At 38.7% G+C, this 17862-nt stretch carries 26 protein-coding genes and 1 pseudogene; 8 read left to right on the top strand and 19 right to left on the bottom strand.

The features are described from left to right. Positions 1–6 precede the first annotated feature (6 nt). The 13 genes and pseudogenes from AC3II9_RS09245 to AC3II9_RS09305 all read right to left on the bottom strand — a co-directional run bounded on the left by AC3II9_RS09245 (position 7) and on the right by AC3II9_RS09305 (position 7072). Positions 7–381, bottom strand: a complete 375-nt coding sequence (locus tag AC3II9_RS09245; RefSeq protein WP_489155067.1) for a hypothetical protein — start codon at positions 379–381, stop codon at positions 7–9. Positions 382–390: 9 nt separating this feature from the next. Next, on the bottom strand, positions 391–795 hold the full coding sequence (locus tag AC3II9_RS09250; RefSeq protein ID WP_489155069.1) for a hypothetical protein: 405 nt from the start codon (positions 793–795) through the stop codon (positions 391–393). Continuing rightward, positions 788–1174 carry a hypothetical protein gene (locus tag AC3II9_RS09255; RefSeq protein WP_489155071.1) on the bottom strand — a complete coding sequence of 129 codons (387 nt, stop codon included), beginning with the start codon at positions 1172–1174 and terminating at the stop codon, positions 788–790. Before AC3II9_RS09255 ends, AC3II9_RS09250 begins: the two co-directional genes overlap by 8 nt. Positions 1175–1440: 266 nt before the next feature. Then, a complete protein-coding gene (locus tag AC3II9_RS09260) occupies positions 1441–1620 on the bottom strand; it encodes a hypothetical protein (protein WP_489155073.1) in 180 nt (59 codons plus the stop codon). A 5-nt stretch (positions 1621–1625) separates the two neighbouring features. Then, a complete protein-coding gene (locus AC3II9_RS09265; RefSeq protein ID WP_489155075.1) occupies positions 1626–1994 on the bottom strand; it encodes a regulatory protein GemA in 369 nt (122 codons plus the stop codon). A gap of 5 nt (positions 1995–1999) precedes the next feature. Next, entirely contained in the window at positions 2000–2275 is a 276-nt protein-coding gene (locus AC3II9_RS09270; protein ID WP_489155077.1) for a hypothetical protein, read from the bottom strand. 36 nt (positions 2276–2311) lie between these two features. Continuing rightward, a complete protein-coding gene (locus AC3II9_RS09275) occupies positions 2312–2929 on the bottom strand; it encodes an ABC transporter permease (RefSeq protein WP_489155079.1) in 618 nt (205 codons plus the stop codon). Then, positions 2926–3168: an AbrB/MazE/SpoVT family DNA-binding domain-containing protein gene (locus AC3II9_RS09280; protein WP_489155081.1), complete on the bottom strand. Its 243-nt coding sequence runs from the start codon at positions 3166–3168 to the stop codon at positions 2926–2928. The genes AC3II9_RS09275 and AC3II9_RS09280 overlap by 4 nt, the downstream gene beginning before the upstream one ends. Next, the gene (locus AC3II9_RS09285) at positions 3158–3523 is read right to left on the bottom strand and encodes a hypothetical protein (protein WP_489155083.1); all 366 of its coding nucleotides are present in this window, start codon (positions 3521–3523) and stop codon (positions 3158–3160) included. Before AC3II9_RS09285 ends, AC3II9_RS09280 begins: the two co-directional genes overlap by 11 nt. A 1-nt stretch (position 3524) precedes the next feature. Next, a pseudogene (locus AC3II9_RS09290) lies at positions 3525–3854 on the bottom strand (DnaD domain-containing protein); the annotation flags it as partial. A 155-nt stretch (positions 3855–4009) separates the two neighbouring features. Next, positions 4010–4171 (bottom strand): DUF6906 family protein, encoded by a 162-nt coding sequence (locus tag AC3II9_RS09295; RefSeq protein ID WP_489155084.1) that lies wholly within the window; start codon positions 4169–4171, stop codon positions 4010–4012. A gap of 76 nt (positions 4172–4247) precedes the next feature. Next, entirely contained in the window at positions 4248–5132 is an 885-nt protein-coding gene (locus tag AC3II9_RS09300; protein WP_489155086.1) for an AAA family ATPase, read from the bottom strand. After that, positions 5129–7072 carry a transposase gene (locus AC3II9_RS09305; protein ID WP_489155088.1) on the bottom strand — a complete coding sequence of 648 codons (1944 nt, stop codon included), beginning with the start codon at positions 7070–7072 and terminating at the stop codon, positions 5129–5131. Before AC3II9_RS09305 ends, AC3II9_RS09300 begins: the two co-directional genes overlap by 4 nt. A gap of 70 nt (positions 7073–7142) precedes the next feature. On the opposite strand from AC3II9_RS09305, the gene AC3II9_RS09310 reads away from it, so the two are divergent. Next, on the top strand, positions 7143–7595 hold the full coding sequence (locus tag AC3II9_RS09310; protein ID WP_489155090.1) for a hypothetical protein: 453 nt from the start codon (positions 7143–7145) through the stop codon (positions 7593–7595). Here the strand turns inward: AC3II9_RS09310 and AC3II9_RS09315 are convergent. The 3 genes from AC3II9_RS09315 to AC3II9_RS09325 all read right to left on the bottom strand — a co-directional run bounded on the left by AC3II9_RS09315 (position 7555) and on the right by AC3II9_RS09325 (position 8640). Then, positions 7555–7791: a hypothetical protein gene (locus tag AC3II9_RS09315; protein WP_489155092.1), complete on the bottom strand. Its 237-nt coding sequence runs from the start codon at positions 7789–7791 to the stop codon at positions 7555–7557. The genes AC3II9_RS09310 and AC3II9_RS09315 overlap by 41 nt on opposite strands. Before the next feature lie 197 nt (positions 7792–7988). Next, positions 7989–8339 (bottom strand): hypothetical protein, encoded by a 351-nt coding sequence (locus AC3II9_RS09320; RefSeq protein ID WP_489155094.1) that lies wholly within the window; start codon positions 8337–8339, stop codon positions 7989–7991. Next, the gene (locus AC3II9_RS09325) at positions 8314–8640 is read right to left on the bottom strand and encodes a hypothetical protein (protein ID WP_489155095.1); all 327 of its coding nucleotides are present in this window, start codon (positions 8638–8640) and stop codon (positions 8314–8316) included. The genes AC3II9_RS09320 and AC3II9_RS09325 overlap by 26 nt, the downstream gene beginning before the upstream one ends. Positions 8641–8833: 193 nt before the next feature. Between AC3II9_RS09325 and AC3II9_RS09330 the strand changes: the two genes are divergently transcribed. After that, the gene (locus tag AC3II9_RS09330; RefSeq protein ID WP_489155097.1) at positions 8834–9247 is read left to right on the top strand and encodes a helix-turn-helix domain-containing protein; all 414 of its coding nucleotides are present in this window, start codon (positions 8834–8836) and stop codon (positions 9245–9247) included. A gap of 485 nt (positions 9248–9732) precedes the next feature. On the opposite strand, the gene AC3II9_RS09335 is transcribed toward AC3II9_RS09330, so the two are convergent. After that, a complete protein-coding gene (locus AC3II9_RS09335; RefSeq protein WP_489155099.1) occupies positions 9733–10467 on the bottom strand; it encodes a GNAT family N-acetyltransferase in 735 nt (244 codons plus the stop codon). Between the two features lie 272 nt (positions 10468–10739). Here AC3II9_RS09335 and AC3II9_RS09340 point away from each other — a divergent pair, with 272 nt between their 5' ends. Continuing rightward, positions 10740–11666: a manganese-dependent inorganic pyrophosphatase gene (locus AC3II9_RS09340; RefSeq protein WP_489155101.1), complete on the top strand. Its 927-nt coding sequence runs from the start codon at positions 10740–10742 to the stop codon at positions 11664–11666. A 42-nt stretch (positions 11667–11708) separates the two neighbouring features. On the opposite strand, the gene AC3II9_RS09345 is transcribed toward AC3II9_RS09340, so the two are convergent. Further along, positions 11709–13046: an FAD-dependent oxidoreductase gene (locus AC3II9_RS09345; RefSeq protein WP_489155102.1), complete on the bottom strand. Its 1338-nt coding sequence runs from the start codon at positions 13044–13046 to the stop codon at positions 11709–11711. 161 nt (positions 13047–13207) lie between these two features. On the opposite strand from AC3II9_RS09345, the gene AC3II9_RS09350 reads away from it, so the two are divergent. After that, positions 13208–13912 (top strand): DsbA family oxidoreductase, encoded by a 705-nt coding sequence (locus tag AC3II9_RS09350; protein ID WP_489155104.1) that lies wholly within the window; start codon positions 13208–13210, stop codon positions 13910–13912. Positions 13913–14026: 114 nt separating this feature from the next. Continuing rightward, the gene (locus AC3II9_RS09355; protein ID WP_489155106.1) at positions 14027–14665 is read left to right on the top strand and encodes an FMN-dependent NADH-azoreductase; all 639 of its coding nucleotides are present in this window, start codon (positions 14027–14029) and stop codon (positions 14663–14665) included. A gap of 206 nt (positions 14666–14871) precedes the next feature. Here the strand turns inward: AC3II9_RS09355 and AC3II9_RS09360 are convergent, their stop codons facing one another. Further along, entirely contained in the window at positions 14872–15399 is a 528-nt protein-coding gene (locus AC3II9_RS09360; protein WP_489155108.1) for a YceI family protein, read from the bottom strand. A gap of 234 nt (positions 15400–15633) precedes the next feature. Here AC3II9_RS09360 and AC3II9_RS09365 point away from each other — a divergent pair, with 234 nt between their 5' ends. The 3 genes from AC3II9_RS09365 (at position 15634) to AC3II9_RS09375 (ending at position 17720) form a co-directional block, all read left to right on the top strand. Then, positions 15634–15939 (top strand): winged helix-turn-helix transcriptional regulator, encoded by a 306-nt coding sequence (locus AC3II9_RS09365; RefSeq protein WP_391374116.1) that lies wholly within the window; start codon positions 15634–15636, stop codon positions 15937–15939. Positions 15940–15957: 18 nt separating this feature from the next. Then, on the top strand, positions 15958–16869 hold the full coding sequence (gene murB / locus AC3II9_RS09370) for a UDP-N-acetylmuramate dehydrogenase (RefSeq protein ID WP_489155110.1): 912 nt from the start codon (positions 15958–15960) through the stop codon (positions 16867–16869). Positions 16870–16955: 86 nt separating this feature from the next. After that, on the top strand, positions 16956–17720 hold the full coding sequence (locus AC3II9_RS09375) for an exodeoxyribonuclease III (RefSeq protein WP_489155111.1): 765 nt from the start codon (positions 16956–16958) through the stop codon (positions 17718–17720). Positions 17721–17862: the final 142 nt, after the last annotated feature.

Below are 17862 nucleotides of genomic sequence, written 5' to 3' on the forward strand. Positions count from 1 at the left end.
CCCCTTTTATAAATCTAAAACAGGCTTGATAACTTGCTCATAATATTCCATTGCATTGTACGTCGTCTTACCCTCCGCTTTTAATCTTTTCTCAAACATTTGTATTTCTATTGCTAACCTCATAACCTTCAAGGCACCCACTTCTTCTGGTGTAACCTTGCGTTGATCTTTACCAACCATGCATCCAATAGCTCTAGGTAGGTAATACATAACATCTCCATCTGCTTGCTCCCATTGCTCAAAAGTTTCTTGCAAGAACTTTTTACGATTGAGCTTCGGCTTCACAGGAGGAAGAAAGCCTTTCTCTCGCAGCTGCTCTCGAATTTCTTTACTGAGCCTCTTTTCTGCGGCAGACATTCGTTTATATTTTCTCTTAGCCATAAGACACCTCTATTCATTTTCAAATAACGACATTTGTTGATGTTTACTTGAAGGTTCCTCTTCATAACCCATCTCAATACGCATAATTTTTGCCTTTTCTAATTGCTGTCGTTTCTGCTGATATTCTTCAGGCAACGCTGCTCGATCTTGTAATTGTTTATGATGAGGACATAGATCATGATCGGCACTAACCTGATGAGCACATTTTTCACACAGCGGCAAATCGCAAGTTTTATATTGTGCTCCTCTCCTGTTGGCTTCCACGAAATCTTTATAGTTACGTAGATAAAAATGAAAATGATCGTATCGAATAATATAATCGCACCATCTAGCTACCTGTCTTTCTTTACAAACCGCACAAACATTTTTCTGATAATCAGCTTCAGCAGAAGGAATATTGATTATCTCACCCATTTACCTTCTCCTTTTGCCACGGCACAAATTCACCGATGTCTTCACCGACGGAGCCTAGATACGCCTCTCGATCAACATTCCAGCAACCTCTGCACATTTTTTCACCTGGTGCAAAATCAAATATATGAGGATAACTTAACTCCTTAGCACCCCTTCCGCACCAACCACACTCGCCACCATTTTCACACTCAGCCATGATGATTTCAACCTGACTGTCTGTTAATTCAATTGTGGCAAATACTTCGGCACAAGCTAATTCTCCAATATCATACTGGCTTGGTTGTCCATCATAGCCTAATGCCGTTGCATAATCCTCTGTCATTCGGTTTAAATCGATCACAAGGCGACCATCAGTAATTTTTAATGCATATTTGGTCATCTGATAATCACGCCTCCTTCCTCGACTGCAATTCCATTACGCATAACCACTGACTACAGAAATTATATTGACGAATCTCACTGATTGCTTTCCAGTTCCTAGACTCACTGTCTTTCACTTTTTCAATTAATCCCTGACGAGTAGTTGCTTTCACTACCTTCCGTCCATTAAAACCATTAAACTTTTGCATGGAAGTGCTCCTTTCCATAAAAAGCTCTCTCATGTTATAATGTTAACTCGGGGACATGAGAGAGCTTTCTTTTGTCTTATGCTGTAACGAGTGCAATCGTTGCAGCTTTTTTAGTTAATTGATCCACGCTGCATGTTGTAGCATCATGGATATATCTATTTACATACTCTTCAAAAGTAAAGCCAAATCGCTTATGAATTTCAAAATGGTCAAAGTACGTGCCTAAGCGATCTAAGAGCTGGTCATCTAATTGCATACCACTTACTCCTTTTCTACTAATTTTTTTAGGCTTTCAATTAGTCGCCATGCCTGGGCCGATGTGAGCCATTCAATGCTTTCTACCCTATAGTACTTCTTGACAAATCCTTTTAAGCGCTGCGGTTCATTTTGCCATCCGAGCTGCTGCTCTAGTTGACCAATCTTCCATAGTTGTTTTTTACTGGCGCGGTTACCTCTGAAATTATCAAAGCCTTTAATAGATTGGATGGAAAGTAACACACGCTCTAATTCTTTTTGTGTGCATGCGCGCATACTATCTTTACCTGTTTCGCGTTGTAGTACAGCGTATACATCTTCCTTTTCCATACCAACACTTTTAGAAATTGCCCAAATTTTTTTGACAACAGTCATCTATCTCACCATCCTTCCGGTAACGGCTCAGTTAACGCAAGGAATAGCACTTTATCTTTTCTTTCAAGTGCTGCGTCTACTAATAATTCGTCCAGCCATTCAGTTAATGATGGATCTGCTACATACTCTATTTGCTCCAATTTTGCACGGTCATATTTCTCATTCTCTAAACGACTTGATTCCAGTAACTGCTCTCTGCGCTTCTCTTCTGCACGCATAGCTTGATAAAGAGATTCACACATCATTTTTGCTAGCATCTGTGCATATAAACTACTTCCCATACAATTACCTCCCATCTGTAGGGGGATTGACTCCCCCTACTTTTCATAATCTAAACCCACACTAATCCCGTCCTCGACAAAAATGGCGCGCTTTATTTCTTCCATCTGTTCAGGTGATAAATCGCCGAAGAAACGATTGACCATTTCCCAATTTTTATATTGACGAATAGCATCTAACTCTTCCTCTAAATCACCCTGGGCTCCGACACTTTCTAACAGCTTTTTATCGCTGATATAGTCACCCTTTAGCTTTTTCGTGACGGCTTTAATTTTTGCATCGTCTAACCCTAAGCTTGCTAGTACAAAAGAAATTGGTATGATATTTGAATATTCACCTTTGAAAAGGGCAATTAAAGCGGCTTTAAACTTGGCTTCAACATCATACTTGATCTCTTCTTTTTTAGTAATTTTCCCTTCAGCTAAATCACCTAAAATGGTATCCAGTACGGAGTAACGATCCACTTCGAATTTTTCTTTGTAGAACACATTGAAGCGACCAGATTCACCAAAAATTTGGTGGTACTTTAGATTTTTATTATCCATTTCAACTGTTGCCTGAGCTGTTAAAGCAGCTTTAATTTCATCCAGTCGCTTTTTGTCTTCCTTCATGCGGCGATCTAACAAAATGGCTTCGTCCACTAATGCGCGGCTCATACCTCTTCACCTCTTAATGTAGAAATACAAGGACGGCAAACTAATCGACCTTTATGAGATGCTAAATCCCTTTCTGACTGACAAAACATGCAGCTGCCTTGCGTACGTTTTAATAACACGCTGCCATCCTCCTGTAGATTGACACTGAACCTTTCTCCTGGTACGATACCGACCGCTCGGCGTAGTGCAGATGGTAATGTAATAGCACCTGCTTTACTTATCTTTTTGTTAAATTGCACAATATTCTCCTCCCTGTTCATCATCTTTCTTCATATGTGAAATGCGCCCATCGTTGATTTCTGTTGCCACTTGAAAATCTGTGTGCGCCCCTATGAAAAATGCGAGTGTACGGTTTTCAAATTCATAAAACCGATTATTTTCCTCTGGCAGTGTGCGAATGACTTCGATATCTGCTCGCTCCACTTCCTTTGCCATCCAGTCTAAAAAACGGGTAAAGCCCTCAACGTTGCGTGTTTCAATCACAAGCATGTGACCTGGACGATTGGCGAATTGATGAAAGTGTATAGCATCTGATTCAGTGAACTGCTTTGCATAAGCAAGTATTTGCTTTTTCAATTGCGGTGTCATTTCCAATTTATTCACGCTCCTCTAACCAGTTATAAAAAGGCACGGGTGGTTGTACTGGCTGCGTAGTTTGTACCATTTGTACTGTTGGTGCCATTGTACGCTCACGAAATTGCTCAGCATGCTGTGTGATTTGCTTCATCGATGTGAGATTTCTCTTTTTCCATTCAAATAAAATGCGATCAATATATCGAAGTGATACTTTCCCTGCTACAACGGCTTCCTTTAATGCGGCTTTAATGATTTCGGGAGAATGACCATCCTGATCTAGCCATAAACCAATTGTTTCAAGTTCCATCGGCGATAAGAGCCTACCTAACTCCTGCTCGAACATCGCATAAATAGCACCTTCTCCATTTTGTGTAGGTGTAGATGCGACAGAGAAAAGTTCTTGTTCCACTCGTATAAAGATTTGATCAATATCCTGTTTGGCACGATGAAGAATTTGCTTCACGCGCATTCTTTCAGCATCTTGCTGCTGTACATCCATTTTGCTCATTCCTTTACCTGCAAATTTTTATACATACCTGATCGCTTATGCTGTAATGTCAACGTATTGGCGCTTTTAGCCACAACTAACCAATTTAAAATATTTAAATGCGGCTTCAATTGTTTAATAATGATTTTTTCCGCACGTGTCGGATTACGTTTTCTCATTTCACACACCTCACTTGTCATTCCACTGGAACCGTGGTAAGATTCCAGTAGAATATTTTTGTCTATTAGGCAATGTCTAAACCACGATCCCCATCGCTTTAGACATTGCCTTTAATCCTTTTTCGGACGTATCTTCGTTGTTCTGCGCGTTAACGAATACATGAATGGCTCCTCGCAGGCTAAACTTGCTGCGGCACATGCCTAATAAATACTCCGTAACGGTTGGATCATTCACTCCGAAGATCGCTTTCACATCGTTCTCCACAAAGTAATCCGTCAATAGATGCTTTCTCATACCGATGCGTGTGAAGAGCTGGGCAAATTCTGCCTGCTGCTTTCCAAGCATTTTGTTATAGATGATTTCATTTCCCATGAGGACAACTGCTGTGCCAGTAGCATCGTTAATGCTGCGCACTAGCTCTAGCGTTTCACGGACTAGGTGCTGTGCTTCATCGATAACAACCGTTCTATCGGACAGCATCAGCTTGTCCATAATGTCCATCACGATATCGTCAATAGAGCCGCGCGTTGTTGTCTTCAATTGTCTTGCTAAGTACTTGAAAAAGCCTTTCGGTGACTTTACTGCTGGGTTCGCTGTAACGATAATCACATCCGTCTTGTCTGCCGCCCATTCACGCATTGTTCGCGTCTTACCAATCCCCGCATCTCCATATACAACGCTGATAGTACGCTGGATTCGACCGTATTCAAGCGCTCCCCAAATCTGCTTAGAAATAGCTGTCATAACAAACTGGATATCCTTCGTTTCAGTAATCGTTTCACGAACGGCCTCTTTCTCAAGAAACTCCTGCACCTTTGCGTTGATTTTTTCGGGAGAAGGATATGTCCCCTTGAACCAGCGTGAAATCGTACTCTCACCAACACCTACTAGCTTACCGAAATGGACCTGTGTTAAATTGTTTTGCTCGATATATTGCTTTGCCTGCTCTTGAATATTCATGTAATTCCCCTCCGTTTTTTCGCATTTTCTGTCATTTTGTCAAAATCAAGAACGGTACTTTCGCCTCCAACGGCTACTGGCATCTCATTATGCTTTGACGTAAATGCTTCAATAATTTTTGCATCATACTCATGCGTGCTACTGTCAATATTTTGCTGTGCTTTACGTAGCAATACGTCCAGTGCATCTGGTGCTTCAATCTCACGCTCTGCCTTATATTCTTTAACTAATTGGCGTTGCTTGTTCTCTAGGCTCTTCACCTTTTTAATCGCTTCCTTATCCATCTCTTTGTTGTAACCACCGACCTCAAGCATCGTTGCATAGCCAATGCGACGTTCCTGCTCATCTCGAATAATGACGCGGCTTAAATCCTCACTGTCGTAGCATACATACACCTTGTGACCAAGATAGTTGTAGACAAGATCCGTATCGTAGAACCAAACCTTACGTTCACCAAATTTAAGATAAACACCATTTCGATTGACTGTTTGTAACCGACTTGTACGAAGCATAATGGCATCTAGTTCCTCGGCTGTAGCAGTACGTTTCTTCACTAAGTTGGCTGCGTAGCACTCATTCGGTGTCTTACCATATAAGCCCTCTGCCTGTGATTCACGGCAGTTATGCCAGCCCTCAATATAAGTCCAAAGCGCGGCTTCCACTTCTGAGCGTAACGGGATACTTTCTTCATCCTTCATCACCTCTCCGTGACGCTCTGGTCGTCGGTCAGGTCGCCCACCTGTATACGTCATATACAAGCGTGAGAACTCTTCAGAGAATTGCTTAAAGGAACGCTCAATAACTTTTGCTCGTCCATTTCGTACACGAGCATTTGTCATACGAATATCTAAACGTTCTAGCATCGTTGTACCGTAATCTGCTTTAGCGTTACTTTTACGCTTACCACGCCCACCAAAATCACGTACTAAAAATTCACGCCCATTATCTAAGTAAACCTCGCGCGGTATACCAAAAGCTTTTACTGCCTTCTTGAAAGCAATAATGACACCATCACTATTACTCGATTCACATAATGTCATGGAAAGGATCTTTCTAGAACGAACATCAATCCATACGACTACATGCGGACGAAATACCTTGTTTGTTACATCATCACGCACGAACATATCCAGTGTGTGATAATCAGAAGACCAAATATCGTTGCTATCTAAATCGTCATACATGCGCTTAATATAGACCGCGCATTCATCCGTAAAGACTTTTTCACCTTCACGGAAATATTTCACTACAGAAAGCGGGATATTCTTTGTCAGCCTGTAAAATGAATCGTAGCTTGGGATGGGTAGTAGCTGCGGCATTTCTAACTCTGCCCAGGCTTCTACTAGTTTGTAGATGTACGCTGTGGTTGGTTGGTTTTCGTCTAGCCACCACTGAGTAAATATATTTTGCAATGTTTCATTAATTGTGGTTGTACCGCGATCCTTACGATTTTTGCGATGGTCTGCCAGCGCTATATCTCCATGCTCTTTATAGAGCTTGTATTTATTACGCAGCGTCCGCTCTGAAATAGCTTGTTCAGGATTCATAGAATTAAAGATTTTAATGAACTCTTTCGTCTTTTCCGTTTTTTGTTTCGGAAAATCTGAGATGTAGCTACGCCATGAGTTAATAGCCTTTTTCCAAAAAGCAATTTCATCTCGCTGCTTACCAGTAAGATTATCTATATCTTGCTCGTATTTTTCAGGTGTTTCAGATTCTTCAAAGACTGGCTGCATAACTTCTTGTTGCAAACTTGCATAATATCTTGCTTTAGCCTTTTCAGTAAGTTCACTAATAGACATCATATATTCAAAGCCTTTTCTCGATGGAACAGGTACTTTAACTACTTCTAATTGATTTCGTTGCGCTTTTTTTCTAAGGGCTTCGTAGCTTGTTGATTCAAGCTCTGCAACTTCTTTTAACGTTAATAATGCACTCACTTTGTGCGCCTCCTTTCTGGAAGGATATTCCTCATTCACTGTCGAATTATGACAACAGGAGGTGATTACTATGAAATGGGAAAATAAAGAGAAAATTTCCGAAATCTTATTTGATAGAGTAGAAGCACATGCATATAAACCCGACTATAAATTCGATTTTGTCAATAAAAAATTCGAATCAGAAAAAGTTATAGGTTTAGATGCATTTATCCAAAAATTTATTAAAGTACTATTGACGGACAATACACCTGTAATTCACTATGGCTTAGCACATTTGCTACCTACTTCACAGGATCAATCCGAATATGATAAACAGTGCACCATTCTATCAAAGGCTATTCTCAATCATAAATTCTCTGATTCCACGCCAGAGAATCCCAATGGTTTAGGTCATACCGTTCGTAAAATTCATTCAATTGAGTATGATGAAAAAAGCCAAACTTACTCATTTGTTGTAAGCGTTGACGGTGAATTTGAGTGTCCTAAGATAACTTTTTCAGCGCTATCTGTAATTTCAAAGTAATTTGTTTCAGTATGTCATCTGTAACGGATCCTTCAGCTGTATATAAAAAATCAGGAGATTGAGCTACAGGTTCAGAAACAAAATTCAAATTGTTTATTTTTTGAAGGGTTTCTTCAAGTTCACACGATAGAGTATTCGCTCTATTTAGTAACAGAAGAAGCTCTTCAGCATTTTCTACACGAATGTTTAATTTCATTATTCCATCTCCTCGTATCCTTTAAATTTAGCACGGCTTATTTCTAGTCCATTCACCGCTACCCTTTGATGGGCTATTATGCTGTTTGCTGCTCGTCGTCTAGATTTAATACATCGTAGATTTTTGATAAATACTTTTTGCCACTGCGTTCGCCGTGTAAAATGAAATTAAGGTATGTTTTGCTTAGCCCCACTTCATTACAAAGCCACACTTGTGTTCTGTCCATGTCCACCAAGCGTTTCACAATTTTCTTGCCCGTAGGTGTTAGTTGTCGTTTTTTCATCGCACTCACCTCTTTCATCCTCTTGGAGCAATTGCATTAAATGTTGATATTCTACATGAAGACTATTCATAAGCTGGTACAGCATTAGTTCTTTTGGTGTTCCGTTATAATCTCCTACGCCCAAGTTCCGATTGACCAGTTCGATATATCTCTTATTCAAATAATGAGTTGCTTCCTCTACTGTTTTAAATTGGTCTAGTCTCAGCACTTCCGGAAAAAACCATGTGAATACTCGTGGTTCAGCTTGCGCCTTCCCTATTCCCATCTTCCACCCTCCTTTGCACATCCCAGATTTCTAAAGACTCCTGCTTGCCAATTTCACGGCCTGCTAGTCGTAACATCTGACCCGTTGCCTGAATCTTAGCTGTATACTCCAGAACTAAACGTTCAAGCTCATCCTCCAGTCGCTGGTACTCTACTTCTAACCAATCCGCAAATTTGTTGGCAGCCTCTTTATGAGCTGCTGAGATAACAAGCCCAGCTTCCTCATCTAACTTAAGATCCTTTAAAAAGCGTTGCGCAACTAGCTGTACACCATCGTTCTGTTCCTTCATAAGTGGATGCATACAATCATTCCCTTCTATTAAATTGTCAATGTGCATATGAAGAATAGTGAATATTAGTACCAAAAACGGTACTAGTGTGTGATAAACTCAATTTGATGAATTTGTTTATCTAACCATAATTTACACTAATATTAGTGTGAGGTCAATCTTAAAACTCTATTTTTACACAAATATTTGAGCGGAGGTATTTATTATGGAAAACATTGGTTCAAGAATTCGATTTTTAAGAGATAAGGAATCTATTAGTCAGGCCAAGTTAGCAAAGCAAATTGGTGTTTCATCTGGTAATGTAGGAGAATGGGAAGCAGGAAGATCTAAACCTGGAGCAGATGCATTGATAGCTCTATCTAGTTTTTTCAATGTAACTTCAGATTGGATATTGACAGGTGAGGAAAACAAACCAGCAAACACACAAATATTAGTGCAAAACAACACCCTCACTGCTGATGATCTTGAACTAATAAAAAAATTATTATCATTGAATGATAGACAAAAGGGTAGAATAGAAGAACGAATAGAAGTGCTGCTGTCCGATGCAGCCAATAGAAAACACCAATCATCTACATCAGGGAATGGAGAAGAGGCCGCAACAACTGAAACGGCTTAATTTTTTATTCAAAATGATAAACTTTTTTATCATTTTTATTTTTTCGTTTAATATAACTTCATAAAATATTATTTATGTGAAGCTATATCTCTAAAGAGAACTTTTTTGCAATAAATCGTGCAAGATGTCCCATTGAATTTTTTATAGCTAATTTTATACCTTGATTTATATAGGTTTAGCTTCAATGGGACATGTCTCATTGGAAACTTTATTTTGTCCCATTGTCCCATTGAAATCTTTCCTACATGAATTGTAGCTATGAAAGTCCTTGCAAGTCTTCCTATCAACATTTGCAAGTCTCTGCAAGACAAAATAAAGAGGAAATCAAGGATCTAACTTTTACGTTAAATTCCGTGATTTCCTCATTTTTTTGCAAACTATTAAATTTTTTGTCCCAGAATAAAAATTACTCAATCCCGCGTCTTCTCTACGTTTCCTCATATATCCTAAGTTATCCCACATAGACTTCTTTTTTGCAAGATTCCTCACAAATATACACAAATATAACCGTGTTTTTCAAATAATGATCGTGCATGTTCGTTATGTGCTAGAATTTGTACTTCTAAACGTTGAATTTCATGCTCTTTTGCCCATCTTTCTGCTTGTGTTAGCAAGGCTGAGCCAATACCAGTACGTTGGAATGCTTGTGCAACACCAATGCGTAGCGAAGCCACATGCTTTGTACGTGCCGAGATGTTCCCGTTAATGAGTGTGTATCCTGCAAATTCGCCATTTACGATACAAAGTAAAATCGTGCTCGTTTTTACTTTGCGCCATTCCATCATTGCTTTACGTAATTTTTGAACGGTTAAATTTTGTTCATTCGCATTAAAATATTCGAAATCGCATTCACTAAAAATCATTTCTTGCAGGTTGATGAATGCGCGGGCATCATCTGTTTCGATGGTACGAATAATATATGTTTGATTATTTGTTCCATCTTCTGTGTTCCCATTATTATTTTTCTGGAGGCGTGAGAAAGTGACAGAACGTCCTAATTTCACGTCAATTACATTATATTCCGCATTTACCCAAGCTAAATAATGTGTTAGCGGCGGCTTCGTTTTCTTCCACCAACTCAAATTTAAGTATGCCGCATTTGGTAGGCCTTGACCCATGATGTTTTCGATTGCTTCATATGTAAGGGTCATTTCAGATTGAGTAGAATTTTGGAAGAACTCAGCTAATGGAATGTATTTTTTATCCATTTTCTTCGTCATAATATTCCTCGTTTCTCTAAGGTGAAAATTATATAATTTTGTCATAAATAATATATTTTTAATAAATTTAAGTAAGCACCTTCGTATTCTAACATTTTATCATAATAAAATACTATAGGATAATAAAAAATATAAAGAAGAGATTGTTGTTTTTTGTCGAAATTAAGGCGAAGAGCCGCGAAATAGAAAGTTCTATTTTTAATCACGCATTGAGATGTGATAAAATGTATTCGGTAAATATAAGTAAGTTGAACAATTTAGGAGGAAATGAAATGAGCAAAGTAGTAGTGTTTGGACACAAAAATCCAGATACAGATACAATTACATCAGCCATTGTATATGCATATTTAAAACAACAATTAGGTGTAGATGCAGAGGCGGTACGTCTAGGTGAAGTGAATAATGAGACAAAATTTGCATTGGAAAAATTCGGTTTTGAAGCGCCACGCTTAATTGGCAATGTAAAAGAAGAGGCAGCAAAAGTCATTTTGGTTGACCATAACGAATTCCAACAATCTGCTGATGGCATTGAGGAAGTTCAAATTACAGAAGTAATCGATCACCACCGTATTGCTAATTTCCAAACAGCTGATCCACTTTACTTCCGTGCAGAGCCAGTTGGCTGTACAGCGACAATTTTAAACAAAATCTTTAAAGAAAACAGTGTGGAAATTCCAGCAAATATTGCAGGTTTAATGCTTTCTGCTATCGTTTCAGATACACTTTTATTCAAGTCGCCAACTTGTACAGAACAAGATGTGCAAGCGGGGAAAGAATTAGCGGAAATTGCAGGGGTAGATGCTGCTGATTACGGTCTAGCTATGTTAAAAGCAGGTGCGGACCTGTCAGATAAATCTTTAGAAGATTTATTATCATTAGATGCAAAAGGCTTCGAGTTTGGCGAATACAAATCAGTTGTAGCGCAAGTTAATGCAGTCGATATTGAAGATGTGTTAGGTCGCCAAGAAGAGTTAGTAAACTTACTAAATAAAAACGTAGCGGACAATGGCTTAGATTTATTCTTCTTTGTTGTAACAGATATTTTAAATAATGATTCAACGGCTGTAGCGGTTGGGCAAGTGGCAGAAGCTGCTGCCAAAGCATTTGGTGCAGAAATCATTAACGGTCGCATTGCTCTACCAGGTGTTGTATCTCGTAAAAAACAAATCGTTCCGGTATTAACGGAGAACCTGAAATAATTTGAAAAGAGGGTGCTTTAAGCATCCTCTTTTTGTGTCCCTCTAATCTAGATGGTTCTTTTTCAATTTTAAAGGGTAAACAGCCGGTCCTTCGATGACATTGCCCTGCTCGTCGAAGCGTGAACCATGACAAGGACAATCCCATGTTCGATCCCCTTCATTCCAACGTGTCCGACAACCTAAATGTGTACATTTGGGTGCATCCATTCGAGCTAAATGACCATTCAAAAGCTCTACCCCGATAAATCCAGCAGTTTTAAAGGTCTGTTGCCATGCTTGCAATGTCATATGGCGAGTTGGGGCGTACAAGGCTTTTGCTATATGATCTTGATGCTGAATATAGCTAGTTAGTATTTCTCCTGCCACAAGTGAATTCGATAATCCCCATTTATCATAACCTGTTGCAATATAAATGGGGGAGTCCAACTCAAGAGGTCCTACATATGGAATTTTATCGGGCGTTTGTACGTCCTGTGCACTCCAATAAAATGTTGGGAGTCCGGTCAAATGGAACGTCGTTTGTAGTTCTTTTTCAAACGTGTCATAGTAAATAGCTGTTTCTGTTTTCGTACCAGCAAGGTGATTACTGCCACCATAAATTAAATACAATGTGTTATGAATAGAAGCGGTACGAATTGTCCGAGCAGGTGTATCAATGCTAACATATTGTCCTTCCAGTACCTCATGTACAGGTATAGCGGTCAAATAAGAGCGATTAATCGCCAATTTTGAAGTATATAGGCGCTGTAAGGAGGTAATCGGGTAATGTGAACAAATAAGCAGTTGCTCAAATGTAATGTGCACCCCATTTTCAAGTTCGATAAATTGTTCTGTAATCGTTGTAGCTCTTGAAGATGTATAAATCCGAGCGCCTGCTTGCTGCGCTTCCTTTGCTAAAAAAGTAAGCACTTCGACAGGGTGAATTTGTGTTTCATTTTTAATACCAAGTGCTAATGTGACCGAGATTGGTAACTCTGTTTCAGTTGTAGCAAAGGCTTCAATTCCAATTTGTTCGTAACGGTTATACTCCTGCTGTAATTGTTTTTTGCCATCTTCTGTCGTTGTATAAACGAATGAAGTAGCTGATTGAAATAAGGAGCTTGGAAATTGTTTCTTAAAAGAGGCGATTGCCTGTTGATTGGCCTGATAATATAACTTTGCTTCTTCTAATTTGAATCCAGCATATTTGTTACTATGCTGAATGGTTAGTTTTCCTGTAGAGTATGCGGTCGTCCCTAATCCAATATTTTCCTTTGCTTCGATTAATAAAACATCTACACCTGCCTTCGCCAATAAATAGGCGCTATATATTCCCGTTAAGCCCCCTCCCACAATACAGACTGTGCATTGGCTATCCTCTTCTAAAGGAGTTGTTGTCATCAATGTTTGCTCATGTAACCAAACAGACTTTTCGATTGTTCTCGCCCTCTCTCGTTTTTACATCCAGTATTGGAAAGATCGAATGACAATATTCATAAGACTTATCGATTGTAAGAGCTTACATATCATCGTTACAATGGATAATGAAGGGGGACGCTAGCATGAAAATTGAAGTGTGGTCAGATTACGTATGCCCATTTTGTTATATTGGCAAAAGGCAACTGGAAAAGGCGATTAAGCAATCAGGATACGAGGGTCAAATTGAAGTGGAATATAAAAGCTTTCTTTTAGATCCAACGACACCGATTGACGCAGAAGAGTCTATTTATATAGCGCTAGCTCGTAAATACAATTTGTCTGAAAAAGAAGCGAAAAATATGACAGCAAATGTAGCTGCTCGCGCAAAAGAAGTAGGACTAGATTATAATTTTGCTGAGATGAAAACAGCCAATACGACAGCTGCACATCGTTTAGCAAAATTAGCCATCGTGCAAGGGAAAGAGGAGGCATATAATGAGCGTCTTATGAAAGCTTACTTTTTAGAGGGTGAGGCAATTGGACGCCATGATGTGCTAAAGCAGTTAGCGAAAGAAGTTGGTCTTGAGATGGACGCGGTAGAGCGAGTGTTAACGAGTAATCAATATGAAGAAGCGGTTGAACAAGATATTTATGAGGCACAGCAAATCGGTGTGCGCGGCGTGCCATTCTTTGTTGTAAACAACAAATACGGGATTTCAGGTGCGCAGCCACAACCGTTATTTGAACAAACCATTGAACAAGCAGCATCAGAAGCAGGCTTAAAAAAATCCATTCAAATGGTAGGTGAAAACGGACCTGTTTGTTCAGATGGACAATGTGACATATAAATTCGGTCTAAAGTAGTAGAGTAACTAACTTGAAAAAAGTAAGTTGCTCTATTATTATAAAAGAGTATCTCGAATTCGAGATAAAAAACCGTGATGATAAGGAGATTCAAATAAATGACAAACGTATTAGTAGTGAAAGCAAACAACCGCCCAGATGGTGTATCAACAAAAATGTATGAAACATTTGTTGCAGAAGCAGCAAAAGTAGAAGGGGTTAACCTTTCAACATTTGATGTATTTGAAGAAAACTTACCGTACTTCGGACAAGAGTTATTCAATGCTTTCGGTAAAGTACAAGCTGGTGAAGCATTAAGCGACATCCAAAACTCTTCTTTAGCAGCATTGAACAAATCACGTGAAGTATTATCAGCTGCAGATGTAGTAGTATTTGCATTCCCATTATGGAACTTAACAATTCCAGCAGCATTACAATCATTCATTGACTATACTTACGGTGCAGGTTATTCATTTAAATATGATGAAAATGGCAACTTAGTCAGCTTAATGACAGACAAAAAATATATTGTATTATCAGCACGTGGTGGCATTTACTCAACACCAGAAACGGCACCAATGGAAATGGCTGCAACTTACATTAACACTGTTATCGGCGGTGTATTCGGCATGCAAAAAGTGGACGAGGTAATTATCGAAGGTCACAATGCCAACCCAGCAGAAGCAGAAAACATCATCGCAGCTGGTTTAGAAAACGTAAAAGCAGTAGCACAAAAATTAGCAACAGTAACGGCGTAATTAGAAAATAGTTATAGTTAAAAGACTTCCTATTCGTTCAGAATAAGGAAGTCTTTTGTTTGCAATAGAGTAAAAATTAATACTGAAGGGGATGTCCACCAATGATTTAGTAAATCGTGCGAATAGTTATTGAAACCAAACTTTTGTATAAAGTATGCTTCTTTGACCGTTTTTCAGTTCTCTTGTTATTAGTTGGAAGTCACTCTTTAATATCCATTTAATGTAACTGAAACTGTAATTTGAATATTTTCATCAATAATCGTACCGTTTGCTTCTATTAACGCATTGTATGTAAGACCGAAATCTTTTCGGTTAATGACTGTGGAACAAGTAAATGAATGGGTTTCCGTATTCCATTCTGTCTGTTTTTTCCCTTTATAGAGAACATCAAATGTAACACTTTTTGTTACATTTTTAATAGTCAAATCCCCTGTTAGCGTGTATAATTCTTCATCGCTAGGGATAAGATCTGTTTTTGTGAAATAGATTTTGGGGAATCGGTCAGCATCAAAAAAGTCTGCTGAAATTAAATGTTGATCACGTGCTAAGTCGCGTGTAGAAATACTTGCTACATCAATTTCGATGTCGATTGTACTTGCATTAAGATCCTGAATAGTCGGTGCTTCGATTTTAGCTGTATATGAGCCGAATGTACCTTTTACTTTTGAAATTTTCATATGACGAACAGAAAAACCGATTTCTGAATGTGCCATATCAACAGTAAAATGTGCCATAAAGAACCCTCCCTTACATGTTTTTGTAATAAATGATAAATTAAATGTGAAAATTACTCAATAATTATACATAAAATAGCATTGTTGGACCTATATATGTATGCCATTTAACATGTGTGGATAATTACTTTTAATAAGTAAATTTAAAATGGTAAACTACTGTATATACGTGTAAATGAAAATTTACTTTCACATAAAATATCGTTAAAATAAACGAGGTAGAGGTGACCTTAAATGAAAGAAACAGCATTATGTCCACGACTCGCTAAGGCGATGGAACTCATTGGAAAGCGTTGGACAGCGTTAATTATTTATCAATTATTAGGTGGACCGCAACGTTTTAATGCGATTGAGGCTGCTTTACCAATTAGTGGGCGATTGCTTTCGGAACGTTTAAAAGAGTTAGAAAAAGAGGAAATTGTCGAACGTAAAGTATATTCAGAAGTGCCGATCCGAGTGGAGTATTCTTTAACGGAGAAAGGGCGTTTTTTAGAAGGCGCTATTCGCGAAATTGAAAATTGGGCACAAAAATGGACGTAAGGAAAGGGAATGGCTTACATGACAATTGAAAAATGGGTATCGGATTTAGCTCAAATGGTGAATCCGGAAAATATTAAATGTAATGAGTCGCTAAAGCAATATACAATGACAAAACTGGGTGGCAATGCAGATGTGTTTGTTATGCCAGAGACAGAGGAAGAAGCTGCGAATATCGTCAAATATGCATATGAAAATAATGTGCCGTTGCTGATGCTAGGCAACGGTTCAAACATGGTTGTACGTGATGGCGGTGTAAGGGGCATTGTCATCCATTTTGCTAAACTTGACCGTATCAATATTGATGGTGAAATGGTGATTGCACAATCAGGTGCATTAATCAAAGAAGTATCCAAGCTTGCTGCGGCACAGGCGTTAACTGGCTTTGAATTTGCTTGTGGTATTCCAGGTTCAATTGGTGGTGCCATGGCAATGAATGCAGGGGCATATGGCGGCGAAATTAAAGACGTCATTGTAGATTGTACAGTATTAACGCCAACAGGCGAACGAATCGTATTATCTAAAGATGAATTAGAATTAGCATACCGTAAAAGTGTTATTGCGAAAAAAGGCTATTATGTGCTAAATGCGAAATTTCATTTAGCAAAAGGGGATCAGGAGGCAATTGATGCCAAAATTGCAGATTTAACATTCCAACGTGAGTCAAAGCAACCTCTCGAATATCCATCGGCGGGAAGTGTATTTAAACGCCCACCAGGTTACTTTGCAGGGAAGCTTATTCAGGATAGCCAATTACAAGGTAAAGGTGTTGGTGGAGCAGAAGTGTCCACAAAACATGCTGGCTTCATCATTAATAAAAATAATGCAACGGCAACGGATTATATTGAAACGATTCATATGGTGCAACGGGTTGTCAAAGAAAAGTTCAATGTTGATTTAGAACTAGAAGTAAAAATTGTCGGAGAAGATTAATTAATAGCCCTGCTACTTTATGTGGCGGGCTTTTTTAGCGTATAGGTATATAAAAAAGATACTATCTTTCTAAAGGAGAAAAAGTAATGAAATTTGTATCATGGAATGTAAATGGCATCCGTGCTTGTATTAAAAAAGGTTTTTTAGATTATTTTGATCAAATAGATGCCGACTTTTTCTGTATTCAAGAAACGAAATGCCAAGCCGGACAAGTAGATTTACAGTTAGTGGGCTATTATCAGTATTGGAATTATGCACAGAAAAAAGGTTATTCGGGAACAGCCATTTTTACAAAATATGAGCCCTTAAGCGTATCGTATGGCGTTGGTGATGAGGAGACAGAAGCAGAGGGGCGTATTATTACACTTGAATATGGCGACTTTTATGTAGTCAACGTCTATACACCGAATGCACAGCGTGATTTAGCCCGTCTTCCGTTTCGCCTAGAATGGGAAGATAAGCTAGCAATTTATTTAAAACAACTGGATGCGAAGAAGCCTGTGATTTATTGTGGCGATTTAAACGTCGCATTCCAAGATATTGATTTAAAAAATGCGAAGGCAAACCAAGGGAATTCTGGTGTTACGATTGAAGAGCGTGGGAAAATGACGGATTTACTAGCAGCAGGTTTTACTGATTCATTCCGTCATTTTTATCCGGATCGCACGGACATTTACACATGGTGGAGCTATATGGCAAAAGTGCGTGAACGAAATATCGGGTGGCGTATTGATTATTTTATTGTATCGAATCGTCTTGTCCCGCAATTAACAAAGGCAGATATTCATGATCACATACGAGGTAGTGATCATTGTCCAATTGAGCTTGAAGTAGAGAGTTTGGCTATTTAAAATAGAACGATTATAAAAAATCATTCTTTATTGCTCGATGAATCGAATGAAAAAGGAGAATGCCGTTTTACAGAGGTATTCTTCTTTTTTTGTAGAAATACGATGAATAAGGGGGGGGGGGAAGATGTGAAAAATAAGTTTT

The sequence above is a fragment of the Lysinibacillus sp. RU7 genome (assembly GCF_057837305.1).